Consider the following 14,559-nt stretch of genomic DNA (forward strand, 5'->3'; position numbering starts at 1 on the left):
CTTACTGGTTTTGTGGGAAGCCCAAGTTGATGCCGCCGTGGGATGGATCCGACCAACGGGTGGTCACGGCCTTGCCTCGGGTGAAGAAATGCACACCCTCAGCGCCGTGGGCGTGCGTATCGCCAAATAGCGAGTTCTTCCAACCACCGAAAGAGTAGTAGGCCATCGGGACGGGGATGGGCACGTTGATGCCGATCATGCCGACTTCCACTTCATTTTCAAACCGACGTGCGGCTCCACCATCGTTGGTGAAGATCGCGGTTCCGTTGCCATACGGGTTGGCGTTGCTGAGCTCTAGGCCCTCTTCATAAGTGTCGACGCGCAGCACCGAGAGCACCGGACCAAAGATTTCTTCCTTGTAAATCGTCATTTCAGGGGTGACGTGGTCAAATAGGGTCGGACCAACAAAGTAGCCGTTACCGTCGGCATCAAAGTCGCCGTCCCGGCCATCAACGACGACGGTGGCACCTTCGCGCTCACCGGCATCGATGTAGCCGGCAACTTTATCGCGGTGTTCAGACGTCACCAGCGGACCCATATCGGTGCCACGCGTGCCGTCACCGGTGCGCAGGTTGCGCGCACGCTCGGCAATCTTTTCAACCAGCTCGTCAGCGATATCACCGACGGCCACCAGCGCGGAGATGGCCATGCAGCGTTCACCAGCTGAACCGAAACCCGCGTTGATCGCGTTGTCGGCCACCATGTCCAGATCGGCATCCGGCAGGACGAGCATATGGTTCTTTGCACCACCCAGGGCCTGGACGCGTTTGCCGTGAGCGGTTGCCGTTTCGTATACGTATTTTGCGATCGGTGTCGAGCCAACAAACGATACCGCCTTGATATCGTCATGCTCTAACAGGGCATCAACGGCAGGCTTGCCGCCGTGGACGACGTTGAAGACGCCGTCTGGCAGGCCGGCTTCTTTCCAAAGTTCAGCTTCCCAGTTGACTGCCGAAGGATCTTTCTCCGATGGTTTGATGACGACGGTGTTGCCCGCGGCAATGGCAACCGGGAAGAACCACATGGGTACCATCGCTGGGAAGTTGAACGGCGAGATGATCGCGACGGGGCCCAGCGGCTGGCGTTTAGAATGCACATCGACATTCGTTGAAGCGTTTTCGGTGTAGCCACCTTTGAGTAAGTTCGGCATACCGCAGGCGAATTCGACGACTTCTAGGCCGCGGTTGACCTCGCCTAATGCGTCGTCGAGGACTTTGCCGTGTTCGGCGGTGATCAGCGCTGCCAGTTCTTCTTTGCGTTCGTTGAGCAGCTCGCGGTAGCGGAACAGAATCTGCGTGCGTTTGGACAGCGAAGTATCACGCCATGCCGGGAACGCGGCCTTTGCCGAGGCAACGGCCTGGTCCACAGTTGCTTGTCCGGCCATGACAACCTGACCAGTTGTGACGCCGGTTGCCGGGTTGGTGACGTCGGCTCGTTCAATGTTTGGCTCGACGCCCTCGGTATAAGCATTGTCGATCCAGTGATCAATGATGTTGAGGGTTTCGGCGGACTCAGCGGAGGTCGTCTGATCCAACTGGTTGATCGTGTTCATGCAGTGCATCCTTTGCTCACGGAAGATGTGTACGTTCCCACCATGCCCGGTCTTAACGCCGCAAGACAGTGACACTCTGTATCGAATCTGAGGCATAACGATTACACTGTGCTCATGCGTCATGTCACAGTCGATTCAGTTTTGGCATTGGAAATCTTCGTCAGTACTCCGCCGCATCTGATATCTAAACCGGATGAAACTGCTGGTGACGAACCGGTTCGATGGATGCATATTTTAGAAACTGCACGCCCAGAGGGTTTGCTGCCCGGTGGTGAATTTATCCTGACGACGGCTACATTCTTGGACACCGTTGTTGACGGAGCAGACCAAGGCATTAAAGCCGCCAACCAGTTCCTCGACACCATCGAATCCACCGGTGCGGTAGCCGTAGTGGCTGAAGTGCTTCCTGACCGGCCTCGCGTCATCAACGCATTGAAGGAGGCCGCACGTGACCGAACAACTCCAATCTATTTGCTCCATGATCGCATCCGCTTTGTGGAGCTGACCCAATTTGTTCACGAAAACATTGCCGCAGCGCGTCTTCAGGAAGTCGAAACAGATCGACGCATCCACGAGGCGTTCACGCGCTTGTCCGTCGGTTCGGCTTCAACCAGCAGGATCGTGGCTGAAGCCACCGCGCTGTTGGGCTGTCAGGTCGAATGGGAATCAATTGAACAGCGCAAGCCAGGCAGAGTAGGCGTCGCGCACCCGGTTGTTGCGGGTGATGAAGAACTCGGGAGACTGGTCATTCGTGAGACCTGCACCGCTGATGAGGCGTTGATCCAGACAGTTCTAGAACGAGCGGGGCAAGCCGTCGCAATTTCTATGCTTGCCTCACGATCACAACGCGAAATGCGGCGTTCGACCGCATCATCGTTGTTTTATCAGCTCCGCGGCGGCACAGAACTTTCCGCTCAAGAAGTTCAATGGCGTCTAACGGAAACTTTTGGATACTCTCCAATCACAGCCGCTATCTGGGTTCCTATGGTGTTTCGCATTTCTGGACGTCAACAGAATGAAGAACGGCTGAACCGATGGTCAGGTGTGCTATTAGATATTCTGGAAGAAATTGGATCTGTCCAAAAGTTGCCGGTATTTGCCGCACGTAGTGAGATTGGTGTGGTCGATGTGCTGGTCCCTTCTCGAAGTTCAGAGGAGCTACACGACCTTATCGAAGACACGAAAGCGCGTTTCACTAGCCGACTGAGAAATCTCAGCCGACTTGTGGCCGGTATTGCAGTTGCGGCAGATTCGGCTAAAGTTGCTGCTCAAAATCTTGTAGATGCAGGTCAAATCTCTCAAGCGGCTCAAGCCTATGTTGCTACTACCGGCCAGCAACGTAGTTTCTTCTACGCTCAAGATTTAGGTCTTCCGGGGTTGTTAGCGACACTTGACGGTAATGAGCACTTCCAGAGTTTTGTTGTCACAGAGCTTTCAGGTCTGTATTCCCATTTTCGAACGCGCCGGGATTTTGAGGAGCAGCTGGATTTTATAGAAACTGTCGTACATTCGGAGAATAAGGCAGGCATTGCCCGTACGCTACATGTCTCTCGTCCTGCGCTCTATGCCAGGCTGAAGCGTCTGGAATTACAGCTTGGCTACAACCTAGAAACCGACAAAGAGCGTCGTACTGCGATACATTTAGCATTGTTGGCCTATCGCCTAACGCCAGATCATATCTATACGTTATTGGGTAGCAACACTAGGTAATTAGTCCCTATACATTTTTCGCTAATTCAATTGCAATATTTTGTCACAGTATCAACCGCAGGGAGCTTGACACCGACTTGGCGGAGCCTTCCGGGCTCACATCGTGCAAAGTGTATATCGAAGGCGAACCAAACTGCATCAGGCTGCTCGGTTATAGTCTGGGCTCACCAGATGGTGGTCCGAGTGCGCTTGATATGTTTCAACGATGGCGATGAGTTGTTCTTCGTGCCGCGGTGCACCAATGAGCATAGTGGAGACGGGTCTGCCGCCGTGGTCAAAACCAGTGGGGAAACTGATGGCAGGAAACCCCGTAACGCTGCACAATGAAACGAAACGCGACTGATGAAGGTACGTCTCTACTTCTTGATCATTGATCGTCATCATCGCGTCAGCAATCTTCGGAGCCGTCCCCGGAACGGTCGGCATAACTATCGCATCTGCATCGTTCAGCATGGCTGTGAGAACCCGAGATAAGGCGCGACTTTGGTGCTGGGCATGAATGTAATCGGTGGCTTTGGTTGACAACCCTAACTGTAGTCGCTGTTGTGTGAACACAGTATATTCACGCCACAAGTCTGAGTCGTGACAGTGCACATAGGCTGATTCGGTAGCAACAATCTGTCTGGTTGATTGTGCTGCAAATGCCGCTTCCGGCATTGTCGTGAGAACCGACTCAGTACCATAAGCCTGCATTGTCGTTAGAAAATCTTCGAGCCCTGCCAGAACTGACGCGTCACAGTCCAAGAATATGTCGTCCTGCGGTACTGCTAACCGAAGTTGTCGATCCGGCACGGGTGATGGCACCGCGCTAGGAGTAGAGTCACGCATGACGAGGAAGACCTCGCGTAGCGTGGTTGCATCCCTAGCGAGGGGTCCAACGACCTCAGTGCTCCAGGCCATGGGCATAACCCCGTGGCTGGGAACGAGGCCTCGTGTGGGTTTGAGCCCGACTACGCCACAAAACGCGGCCGGCATACGAACGGAGCCGTTAACGTCGGTTCCGATGCCAAATGGGACGACACCGGTTGCAACGGTTGCTGCAGTACCGCTCGATGAGCCGCCAGCCCAACGGCTGACATCCCACGGGTTGCTGCATGGACCCTTGAGCGGGGTGTGCATATCACCAATGGCAAATTCACTGGTCGAGTCCTTTGCCACGGGGATGGCTCCTGCATGGAGTAGGCGTTGGATAACCTGTGCTGATTCGTGTGCAGGTTCGATATTTTCACGAGTTTTGGAACCCCCGGTGGTACGTGCGCCAGCCACGTCGATGACGTCTTTCACAGTGAACGGCATGCCCTCGAGGGGGCGGGCAGTATTTGCGGCCTGCTGACGGTCCGATTCTGCAGCCATGGTTAACGCTGCATCCCTCAACAGTTCAATGCTCGTGGCTAACGTCTGGTCAATGATAGCGAGTTCGTGAAGAACATGTTCAAGATGATCCGTGGTGCTCAACGGCGTTGGCTCCTTCACGTGACAAACACTGGCTGGTACGGGACCCCAGTTCAAGCCCAGTGGGGACAGTAGCGGGCCAGGTCTCATCTTGGTGACACCTGGCCCGTTATGGCTAGACCGGAATTTCGATATCTAGCAGCGGCGGATACTGCTGACTGCCGAAAATATCACCTTCGCCAGGGCTGCCACTGGGGGTTTCCCGTTGGATGGTGAATTTGATAGCAAGCGCGGGTTGAAACTCGACGAAGTCTGTAACGCGGTCGTCATCGATCCGAAAGAGATCCGTGACAGTCTTGCGGGTGAGCGCCCCGCTATTGCGAACCAAGTCGTATGTTTCCTCGTCTGCAAAAACGATGTCAAAGGTTATGCGATCCGTTCCTGCATTTTTGCTGCGCAGTGTTTTGGCGAGTTCGCCAAGAGTTTTCGTTGCCACTTATGCTCCTACTTTTGCTTTTGCCGAATCGATGGTCTGGAAAGACAGTTGGTAAAGTTCTGCTGGATCTTGGACGGGAACAGTATGGTTCATAGTCCAGGTGTAGGCCGCGGTCGCTGGGAGTACCTCGTCAACAACGAAGGACGCTGTTCCTGCGGTCCCTTTGACTTCTGGCAGTCGTGCATAGAAGATCTGACGGGTGCCCATGAGAGCCACTGCTTCGGCTTCTTCTTTGGTGGGAGCGATCCCTTCGATCACGAGCATGAGCTCATGGCTCTTAACCTCGGTGATTGGCTCAAGATCGCCCATGACGCCATTTTTGCCGAAGATTCTAAAGCTCACCTGGTAGTCCAGGCCTGCGAATTCTTCTTCAATCTGCTCATTGGCTAGGCGCACTACTTCGTCGATGTTTTCGATGGTATAAGGGTCTCGAACGCCCGCTAAACCGATGTACTTTTCCCCGACGAAACCGGAGCCTTCCAATTTGACCTTGATGTCGCCTTCGATCGGGACGAATTTCTGTCCAGTGATCCGGGTGGTCTTTTCATCAACTTGTTCATACACACAGTCGGTCATGTCCAGCATGCCGCCAGCGAAGTACTCGTAGTAGGGGTTGCTTCGCTCGTACATGGCATGGCTCGCAACACTGGCCGGGGTGCAGCGCTGGAAGGGAGCCATCGCGGTGACTTGCACATCTTCGTGGCTGACGGTGCCAATGACGCTTTCCTTAGCACCGTAGGGCTCGGCACAAAACGAGGCGCATTCCAGGACTTTTCCTGCGTAATAGGCGTGTTCTTCGGGAAAGCCTTCGAAGATGGCTGGGGCCGCGAAGATTGCAACATCAGATGAACGCCCACCAATGATGACGTCTGCACCTTGTTTGAGCGCTTCAACGTATGGGTGGATCCCCGTGACCGCTACTGAGCGCTCCGTTGATTCGATCTGTTCCAGGGTGAGGTTTTCCCTGCCGTCAAGGCCTTCGAAAACAATGCCCTGTTTGTGCTTTTTGATGAGGTCGTTGGTGTCTACTTCAGAATGAAAGTAGGCCAATTTGAAGGGCGGTAGATTATGTTCTTCGGCTAGATCTTTGATGATTTGAACATACATATCAACACGGCTGTTGGAGCCACAGTCACCCGCACTTCCGATGAGCATCGGGACGTCTTGTTCTCGTGCCGCTAGGAGCATGAGCTCAAGGTCGTGCTTCTGCCATTTATACATGCTGACCGAGCGGTCTGCGCCGAGTGCAGCTGGACCAATGTCGTCGCTTCCAGAATCGGCACAGTAATAGTCTGGCTTTGTCGCTGCTGCGATATGGAAGCTTTCTTCTTTCGTCGGAGCGAAACCTAGGTGTCCGTTCGGGCTGACAATTCGAATTTGGTCTTTCAAGATATCTCCCTAATCTCGACTGGTTAGTACCAGATATAACCAGTTTGGTGACTTGGGTCGCTTTTGTCAACAGCTCGCACAAATTTTACAGACGAAAGAGAGCTGATCGTTTCGCTCGGCAGCTTCGGTTAGATGTCGAGTGAGCGTTCCAGAGCGAATTTGTATTGATCTCCGCGGTAATGAGCGATGCGATATTCAATAGGATCTTGGCCTTCGTACATGACCGATTCGATGCGGAATATGGGCCAACCCTCGTCGACAGCCAGGCGCTGTGCGATCTCAGCGTTGGCCGTGGTCGCTTCGAAGGTTTGTTCCATTCGTGTGACGGAATGCTCGTCGCTATCGCGGTACAAATCTAAAGTAGTGAACGCTTCACCGGATTTGGCAAGTTCCTGTGCCCGGTTGGTGATGGTGATCCCGCGCTTCTCTGGGAAATAGCTCTCGTATGACACTCTTGGGGTTTCATTGCCCATGCCGCGTAGGTGTAGATAGCGCACTGGAGAGTCAACCGCTTGGTTGAGGATTCTTGCTAATCCAAAGTCGGGGAAGACGCTGTCGGCCGTGACGACTTCGGTTGAGGCGACCATTCCGCTTTCAATCATTGTGGCGGCGAAGCTCTTTACTTCACTAAGGGATTGCTTGTATTTCGGCGCTGAGACAAATGTTCCCATCCCCTGGATTCGCTCAACGAGCCCCTCGTTCTCAGCGCGGCTGATAGCGTTGCGAACGGTGATACGACTGATGTCGTACATGTCGCACAATTCGCGTTCTGATGGAAGTTTCGCGCCCGGGCGAAGGTCCGCGGACTGAATTTTGTCGCGCAGAATGGCCACCAACTGAAGGTATAGTGGCACGCTGCTGCTTGGATCTACTTGATCCATGACGACTCCTTAGGGCTCTCAGGTTATTGCCACTATCGTACCGGAGCGCAATCTACGACTTTTGGACCATGCATGAGCGAAGACTTTCGAGCTCCAAGGGCGATGTGACTAGGGTGGTCGCACTCAAATTCCTGTGTTATGAACCATTCGTGCGACTGCAAATGCTGTCGGCTCTGTTTGGGTGGTGAAGGGGCGTGGAATACGCAGCCGCAAATTTTCGCGGTCTCTGCGCGACGGGTGGTGTGATCGACATAGAAAATTAAAATATTTTCTGAAAGTACTGGTCAAGTCCACGAGCAGTCGTTATTGTAAGATGCATCACTGGATGATATTACCGGTTATATCCTCTGGTCTTCAAAAATTTCGATTCTACGTTAGGCGTTCTCAACTATGCCAGTCGAATTGCTCATACTTATTGGCGTATTCGTTCTCATTGCGGTTCTCTTTCTGTTTGCTAAGCGGCCCATTTACGAAATTATGGCTGTCGCGTTTATCTTCGTCGTCATCGTTTCAGGACAGTGGAGTGAGCTGTGGGGATATCTCGTTTTTCCTGCGACAAATAACCTTTTCTACATTATTTTCGCGTTCCTGGTGGTCGCAGCGGTTTTCGATGCCACCGATGCGGTGAACCGCATCATAAGAATAATGTTGGCTGTTATTGGCAAACTCCCTGGTGGGGCGGGGTACGTTGCACTCATGGCGAGTACATTTATGGCGTCTCTTTCTGGTACTGGCCCGGGCAATGTTGCCGCGACCGGGGTGTTTACTATCCCGATGATGAAACGTACTGGTTTCAAACCTCATCTCGCGGCAACAACGGAAATGTCAGCGAGTATGTTGGGAAACATTATTCCGCCATCGGGTATCGTGTTTCTTTCGTTTGCTATCTACCAAGATGTAACCGGGGATGATTTACCACTTTCCACTTGGATGCTCGCCGCTTACATTATTGGTGCATGGTTCTTCTTGCAGCGGCTCATCACCTTATTTGTGCTGGCGAAAATCAACAACGTAAAACCTGTACCGCAAGACCAGATACCCGGGTTTCGTGAGTCGCTCAAGCAGGGCTGGTCAGCGTTATTCTTACCGCTGGTAATTTTCATCCCGCTGTTCATTGACTCCCAAGCAACTGATTTCCTTACTTCGCGTCTTGGCGAAGACGGCGCGGCGGCATTTTCAAGTGCGGTCCTTATGTTCACCCCGGCTATTGCTGCGGCGTACGCTTTTCTGATTGGTCGCAGCAACTTCTCCAACGGAAGCGCCGGCGCGAAGGAACGCTATGCGGTCTTCGCTAATTCATTGAAAAGTGTTGTTCCAATTGCCGCCACCATTTACTTCGCCTACGCAACCTCCGAGGCATTCGGTGGAATGGGCGTTGACGACGCTATTCAAGAAGTTTTCTCAGCGATGGACATTCCATTATGGCTACTGGTAATCGTCATTCCGATGTTCTTTGCGGTACTTGGCATGATTCTGCCGGGATCTGCCCAAATTGCAATTCTTGGTGGCGCTATGATCAGTGTTTTCGCGACGCTAGGCGGAGATCCACTCATACTAGCAGCGCTGCTTCCCGCGATGACTGGTGCCCTAGAAGGCATGACACCACCGTTGGCGCTTGGACTCTACGTGGCTATGGGTATTGCTGATTCGAAATTCGGCCCAACCGTAAAATATGCACTGATCTGGGTGGCGCTCCATATCATCCTGAGCATGCTGTTGCTCGCAGGACTTCTACCCATCTTCGTACTGTGAAAGGCGAACTAGATGCTCAAACTACTCACGACAGTTTATGGAATATTAACGACGATAGCGCTCGCCTTGGGGCTTGTCGTAGCGCTAGTATTTTTAGCTGCGCTCATCGCAGGGGATGGAGATTGGGCCATACTCGCTGGCGACATCATGATCTGGGGGATCGTATTGGCTGCCATAGCGATGGCAGGTGGCATGATCTATATTTATGCCACTGGCAGCCATAGTTTAATGATGGAATCCCCTTCGAAAAAGCGAGAAAAGGAACAGGACTAAAATAGCGAATGTCGTAAAACACTTGTGGCTGCGAACCTTCACGGTTCGCAGCCACAAGTGTTTTAGGAGAGTAAAGGAACTAGTTATTCTGTTCCTGCCACTTGGAAGCACATTCGATACCAGCATCGACTGGGTTATCTGGTGATTCCAGGCTTTCGTAGGTCGAAACGTATTCGTCCAAGTAGGCTTCGGCGTCGTCGAAGTTGTAATCGGCCATGATGTCCAACCACGCGTCTTGGGCGCCTTCGGCAGCCAGTTCGCGCCATTCTTCAGTTTCGGCGTCGTCCCAGCTGTGGAAGCTTTCGACATCAGGGGAGTCGAGCATGCCCTGGCAGATGCCTTCGAGTTCACGGTTTGCGATTTCGATGGTGCGGCCTTCGTTGAATTCACGTGTGACGCCGTCAACGACTTCCTGCAGTTCTGGGGTCAGGGATTCGTAGGAGTCTTTATTCCACCACATGCCATAGGCGGTGTACTGGCCCAGACCTGGATCGGCCCAGTAGGGCAGCTGCTCAGTGACTTTGTAGTTCACAGCGAAGTCCAGGGAGGAGGCGACGGAGTCGATGACACCGCGCTGTAGAGATTCATAGGTTTCAGCAGCGGTAATCGCGTTAACGTTGACACCAGCGGCTTCAAGCGACTTCTGGGTCACCGGACCGGCGGCACGCGCCGAAAGGCCTTTGACGTCGTCGATAGATTCAACGGGTTCTTTCGAACCAATCAGCAGGGCGCCAACGGGCCAGGTGGAAATGTATTCCAGGTTGGCGGATTCCAGCTGGGCTTGGGCTGGTTCGTAGTTTTCGTGCACTTCGTACAGCGACTGCACTGCGGCCTGAATGTCGTTATTCAAGAAGGTGATCGACATGACCGACAGGGTCGGCAGCAGGTGCGGGGTGTAGTCGGTCACGGTGATACCGATGTCGGCGCGACCATCACGAACACAGTCGGCAACTTCGTTCATGGCACACAGGGCTTCGAAGCTGGTGCGCTCAAATGTGATGGCACCATCGGAGGCCTCTTCAACGGCATCCATGTATTCTTCGGCGACCACGTGGTGCTGTGTGCCATCAAGGGCACCGTTGGCCAGGGTGAATTCGAAGGTTTCTTCGGCTCCGCCGCCTTCGACGACGCCGTCGCCGCACGCGCTGAGTGCCAGGGCACCGGCGGCAGCCAGTGCTGCGACCTTACCGAAGCGAGATGTGAGTGATGTTTTCATTGGTTACGAACCCTTTCTAGTGTTGTACCAGGCTTGGGAGGAACAAGATGATGTCGGGGATGAAGAAGAAGATGCCGATCAGGACCAGGTCGATCAGGAAGAAGGGCATGATGCCACGGAAGACGGTTTCGGATCGGATGCCGGTGGTGCCGGCCACGACGAAGGCGTTGATGCCCACCGGTGGGGTGACCATACCGATTTCGATGAACTTGACGATCAAAATTCCTAGCCAGATCGGATCGAACCCGAATTCCAGTGCGACCGGCAACAGTAAGGGTACCGAGATCATCAGCAGCGACAACGATTCCAGGACCATGCCCAGGGGAACCAGGCTCAACAGCAGGATGAGCATGACCATGGTGGGTGACATGTTCCAGGACAACACAGCGTCGGTGATCATGTTGGGCACGCGTGCGGCGATGAAGAACGCGGTGAGGATTCCGGATCCAATGACGATGAAAAATACCATTGCTGTGGTGGAAGCCGTGGATTCCAGGGCACCTTTAATGCCGGCGGCAATGCCCTTCCAACCTTCTTTACGCAATTCAAATAGCAGGATGAGCACGGCGGCAATCGCACCAAAGGCGGCCGATTCGGTCGCGGTGAAGATCCCGGAGTACATGCCACCCAGCACGATGGCAAATAGGATCACAACATAGACCAGTCCGCGCCATGGCAGTTTAGACAGGGGAGTCTGTTCTTTTTGTTGAGTGGCAATGTCGGTGGCTTGGCCCAGGGCGTCTTTGACGCTGGTGGCCTCCGAGACGATTTGGCCTTTTTGCTGCATTCGCCAGCCGGCAAACATGATCCACAACGCATAAGCAATCGCGGAGATGGCGCCGGGGACAATACCGGCAGCCAGCATTTCGGCCACGGAGACTTGGGCCAGGATGGCATAGAGCACCAGGAAGGTGGACGGTGGGATCATCGAGCCCAGGGTGCCAGCTACCGCTACCAGGGCGGTGGCCATCGAGGCGGGGTAGCCTGCGGCGCGCATTTCTCCCACCGACAACCGTGCCATAGTGGCTGCGGTACCAATGGAGGAACCCGACACTGCTGAGAAGCCGGCGGAGGCGGCTACCGTGGCGATACCCAGTCCACCGGGGAACCGTCCTAGGGCACGGTCGGCAATTTTGAAGACGTATTCCGCCACGTGGGCTCGCACCGCGAACATGCCCATGAGGATGAACATGGGAATAATGGTCAAAGAGAACGTGGCGGTTTGGGAAAACGGGATCGCCCCAAGTTCCAGTGTGGTGTGGTTGAACCCGCGCAACAATAACAGGCCAATGGCCCCGGCAACTCCCAGGGATACGGCCACGGGCACCCGCAAGAGCAGCAGGGCCAGCATCAAGATTAAAACAACAGCGATTACTGCACCCAGTGTCATCAGTTGTGCTCTCCTTGGGTAGTGGGGCGGTCGGTTGTCGGCTTCTCGACCACCGGTGGTTGGGTTGCAACATCAGGTTGCAGTGTCTCGTCTGCCAGTGCTGCTTGGACCTCGTCAGCAAAGCCCATGGGCTCTTGACCCTTGAGCGTGCGCACCAGATTGACCACGGCCACCACAAATAACGAGATAATCCCGATGGTCAACACCCAACGCATCGGGTACATGGGCCACTGCACCAGCCCAAAGCGGGTTTCTTTGGACTCCCACGAGTCAATAGACCGCAGGATATTGGCATAGCTCAGCCACGCCGTGTAGGCCGCGACGACCAGCCAGACAAAGATATTGGTGATTTTGGCCAACCGCGGTCCGAAACGGTCGGTCACCAGGGTGACGGCCACGTGTTCGCCATTAACTCCGGCCCAGGCCAGTCCAAAAGCCACGGCTGTGACCATCGCCGTTTCGGCGATTTCGATCATGCCGCCCAGCGATGCCCCAGTGGAGTTACGTACGAACACGTCAATCGCGATCGCAATAACCATCACCACAATGGCAACCGCTGACAACACGGCAAGCGTACGGGCTATACCGCGAATCAGTTTTTCCATGATGAATTTCCTTCGTGTGCTCGAGTCGTTCGTGCCCAAAAGACAAATCTGCAGGCGATCGTAGCTTGACGCACAATATGCAGTGAGTTATTCCACAGTAAACCTGAGACTTGAGAAATCATATACGAAACCGAACGGTCATGCAGCCGCGGTCACCTTTGTGGACCCTGATTTCGGTTCTCGATCTTCCAAGTCAGTCTAAATGAGCTGCCGTGACGGGGTCCATACGATGGTGAGGCCCAGGCCGTTATCGACTAGATCTGCACCACGGTGCGGCTTCGGCTCAGTCACAGTTGTCCGTGTTGTTGAAAGCTTCAATTATTTATAAATCCATGTTTTCTGTCAGCATAAGTCCGCCAAGTGTCATATTTCGTGCGCCAACTGGAAAGCGTCGTCGCAACAAGTTTTCGATCCAGATTTTCCCGGCACTGCAGCCCGCTGAGTCTCGCGTGACGCAGCTCATTCGTAATCCACTGGGGTGCGCTGCGGTTTGGTAAACTCTGGTTGTAACTGTTCTCGGCCCAAAACTTTCGTGCTTTCGGGTGCGAGAACCTTTCTATGTTGTGGGTCGGTAGAACGCCGTCCCCTTGGGAGAGATGAATTTTATGCCAGCAATCGCAATCGTGGGAGCCCAATGGGGCGACGAGGGCAAAGGCAAAGCAACGGACCTGCTCGGTGGGCGGGTTGATTATGTGGTCAAACCCAATGGCGGAAACAACGCCGGGCACACCGTCGTCGTCAACGGCGAGAAGTTTGAACTGAAACTGCTGCCCGCCGGTATCCTGTCGCCACAAGCTATTTCCGTGATTGGTAACGGAGTAGTCATCAACCTTGAAGCCCTCTTTGAAGAAATTGACGGCCTCGAAGCCCGTGGTCACGACACCTCGCACCTGCGAATTTCAGCGAATGCACACCTGGTGGCCCCGTATCACCAGACCCTCGACAAGGTCACCGAGCGATTCTTAGGTAAACGCGCCATCGGGACTACCGGTCGCGGCATTGGCCCGACCTACCAGGATAAGGTTGCGCGCCTGGGCATCCGCGTCCAGGACCTCTATGACGAGTCGATCCTGCGCCAGAAGATTGAAGGTGCCCTGCGCCAGAAGAACGAACTGCTGGTCAAGCTCTACAACCGCCGCGCGTTCACCGTCGATGAGATCGTGGATTACTTCATGATCTACGCCGACCGTCTGCGCCCTATGGTCGTTGATTCGGTGCAAATGCTCAACGAGGCCCTCGACGAGGACAAGGTCGTACTCATGGAAGGCGGCCAGGCCACGTTCCTCGACGTCGACCACGGCACCTACCCGTTTGTCACCTCTTCGAACCCGACCGCAGGCGGTGCCTCCGTCGGCGCTGGTATCGGGCCAACCCGCTTCACCCGCACCATTGGGATCGTCAAGGCATACACCACCCGCGTTGGTGCAGGTCCGTTCCCAACAGAACTCTTCGACGAGATGGGCGAACAGCTGCGCACCACCGGTGGCGAATTCGGTGTGAACACCGGCCGTCCGCGCCGCACCGGCTGGTACGACGCCGTCATGGCCCGCCACGCTGCGATGATCAACGGCTTCACCGACTACTTCGTCACGAAACTGGATGTGCTGACCGGCATCAGCCAAATCCCGGTCTGTGTTGCCTACGACGTCGATGGTGTTCGCCACGACTCAATGCCGATGACGCAAACCGAGTTCCACCACGCCAAGCCGATTTATGAATACTTCCCCGGCTGGGAAGAAGACATTTCTGGTTGCCGAACCCTCGAGGACCTGCCAGAAAACGCACGCAACTACATCGCCAAGCTCGAAGAGCTGGCCGGTGTGCGCATTTCCGGTGTGGGCGTTGGCCCGGGCCGCGATGAAGTTATCCAAATTCGCGATCTGATTTACGAAGACTAACGCTT

11 protein-coding genes and 2 pseudogenes are annotated in these 14,559 nt (G+C 54.5%); 5 read left to right on the top strand and 8 right to left on the bottom strand.

What is annotated here, in order from left to right; genetic code table 11:
- Position 1: 1 nt before the first annotated feature.
- Positions 2 to 1,552: a CoA-acylating methylmalonate-semialdehyde dehydrogenase gene (locus tag A6F49_RS04445; RefSeq protein ID WP_082911595.1), complete on the bottom strand. Its 1,551-nt coding sequence runs from the start codon at positions 1,550 to 1,552 to the stop codon at positions 2 to 4.
- A gap of 114 nt (positions 1,553 to 1,666) precedes the next feature.
- Here A6F49_RS04445 and A6F49_RS18810 point away from each other — a divergent pair.
- Positions 1,667 to 2,068: pseudogene (locus tag A6F49_RS18810) on the top strand (PucR family transcriptional regulator ligand-binding domain-containing protein); the annotation flags it as partial.
- Positions 2,069 to 3,118: 1,050 nt separating this feature from the next.
- A pseudogene (locus A6F49_RS18815) lies at positions 3,119 to 3,262 on the top strand (hypothetical protein); the annotation flags it as partial.
- Between the two features lie 138 nt (positions 3,263 to 3,400).
- On the opposite strand, the gene A6F49_RS04455 reads toward A6F49_RS18815, so the two are convergent.
- The 4 genes from A6F49_RS04455 to A6F49_RS04470 all read right to left on the bottom strand — a co-directional run bounded on the left by A6F49_RS04455 (position 3,401) and on the right by A6F49_RS04470 (position 7,420).
- Positions 3,401 to 4,717 carry an amidase gene (locus A6F49_RS04455; RefSeq protein WP_043057255.1) on the bottom strand — a complete coding sequence of 439 codons (1,317 nt, stop codon included), beginning with the start codon at positions 4,715 to 4,717 and terminating at the stop codon, positions 3,401 to 3,403.
- 112 nt (positions 4,718 to 4,829) lie between these two features.
- On the bottom strand, positions 4,830 to 5,150 hold the full coding sequence (locus A6F49_RS04460; protein WP_043057254.1) for a DUF4387 domain-containing protein: 321 nt from the start codon (positions 5,148 to 5,150) through the stop codon (positions 4,830 to 4,832).
- Positions 5,151 to 6,539 (bottom strand): acyclic terpene utilization AtuA family protein, encoded by a 1,389-nt coding sequence (locus A6F49_RS04465; RefSeq protein ID WP_043057253.1) that lies wholly within the window; start codon positions 6,537 to 6,539, stop codon positions 5,151 to 5,153. It lies immediately after the preceding gene.
- A gap of 128 nt (positions 6,540 to 6,667) precedes the next feature.
- Positions 6,668 to 7,420 (bottom strand): GntR family transcriptional regulator, encoded by a 753-nt coding sequence (locus A6F49_RS04470; protein WP_043057252.1) that lies wholly within the window; start codon positions 7,418 to 7,420, stop codon positions 6,668 to 6,670.
- 390 nt (positions 7,421 to 7,810) lie between these two features.
- On the opposite strand from A6F49_RS04470, the gene A6F49_RS04475 reads away from it, so the two are divergent.
- The gene (locus A6F49_RS04475; RefSeq protein WP_043057251.1) at positions 7,811 to 9,172 is read left to right on the top strand and encodes a TRAP transporter large permease subunit; all 1,362 of its coding nucleotides are present in this window, start codon (positions 7,811 to 7,813) and stop codon (positions 9,170 to 9,172) included.
- 12 nt (positions 9,173 to 9,184) lie between these two features.
- Positions 9,185 to 9,445, top strand: coding sequence for a hypothetical protein (locus A6F49_RS04480; RefSeq protein ID WP_043057250.1), 261 nt, complete (start codon positions 9,185 to 9,187; stop codon positions 9,443 to 9,445).
- 79 nt (positions 9,446 to 9,524) lie between these two features.
- Here A6F49_RS04480 and A6F49_RS04485 read toward each other — a convergent pair whose 3' ends face one another.
- From A6F49_RS04485 to A6F49_RS04495, 3 genes are read right to left on the bottom strand one after another with little or no spacing between them, the layout of a single operon-like run.
- Positions 9,525 to 10,661 carry a TRAP transporter substrate-binding protein gene (locus A6F49_RS04485; RefSeq protein ID WP_043057249.1) on the bottom strand — a complete coding sequence of 379 codons (1,137 nt, stop codon included), beginning with the start codon at positions 10,659 to 10,661 and terminating at the stop codon, positions 9,525 to 9,527.
- Positions 10,662 to 10,677: 16 nt separating this feature from the next.
- On the bottom strand, positions 10,678 to 12,051 hold the full coding sequence (locus A6F49_RS04490) for a TRAP transporter large permease (protein WP_043057248.1): 1,374 nt from the start codon (positions 12,049 to 12,051) through the stop codon (positions 10,678 to 10,680).
- Positions 12,051 to 12,656, bottom strand: a complete 606-nt coding sequence (locus tag A6F49_RS04495) for a TRAP transporter small permease (protein ID WP_052502276.1) — start codon at positions 12,654 to 12,656, stop codon at positions 12,051 to 12,053. Before A6F49_RS04495 ends, A6F49_RS04490 begins: the two co-directional genes overlap by 1 nt.
- Positions 12,657 to 13,261: 605 nt before the next feature.
- Here A6F49_RS04495 and A6F49_RS04500 point away from each other — a divergent pair.
- Positions 13,262 to 14,554, top strand: coding sequence for an adenylosuccinate synthase (locus tag A6F49_RS04500; protein ID WP_043057247.1), 1,293 nt, complete (start codon positions 13,262 to 13,264; stop codon positions 14,552 to 14,554).
- The last annotated feature ends 5 nt before the right edge of the window (positions 14,555 to 14,559 follow it).

Source organism: Enteractinococcus helveticum, assembly GCF_001657475.1.
Taxonomy (GTDB): Bacteria; Actinomycetota; Actinomycetes; order Actinomycetales; family Micrococcaceae; genus Yaniella; species Yaniella helvetica.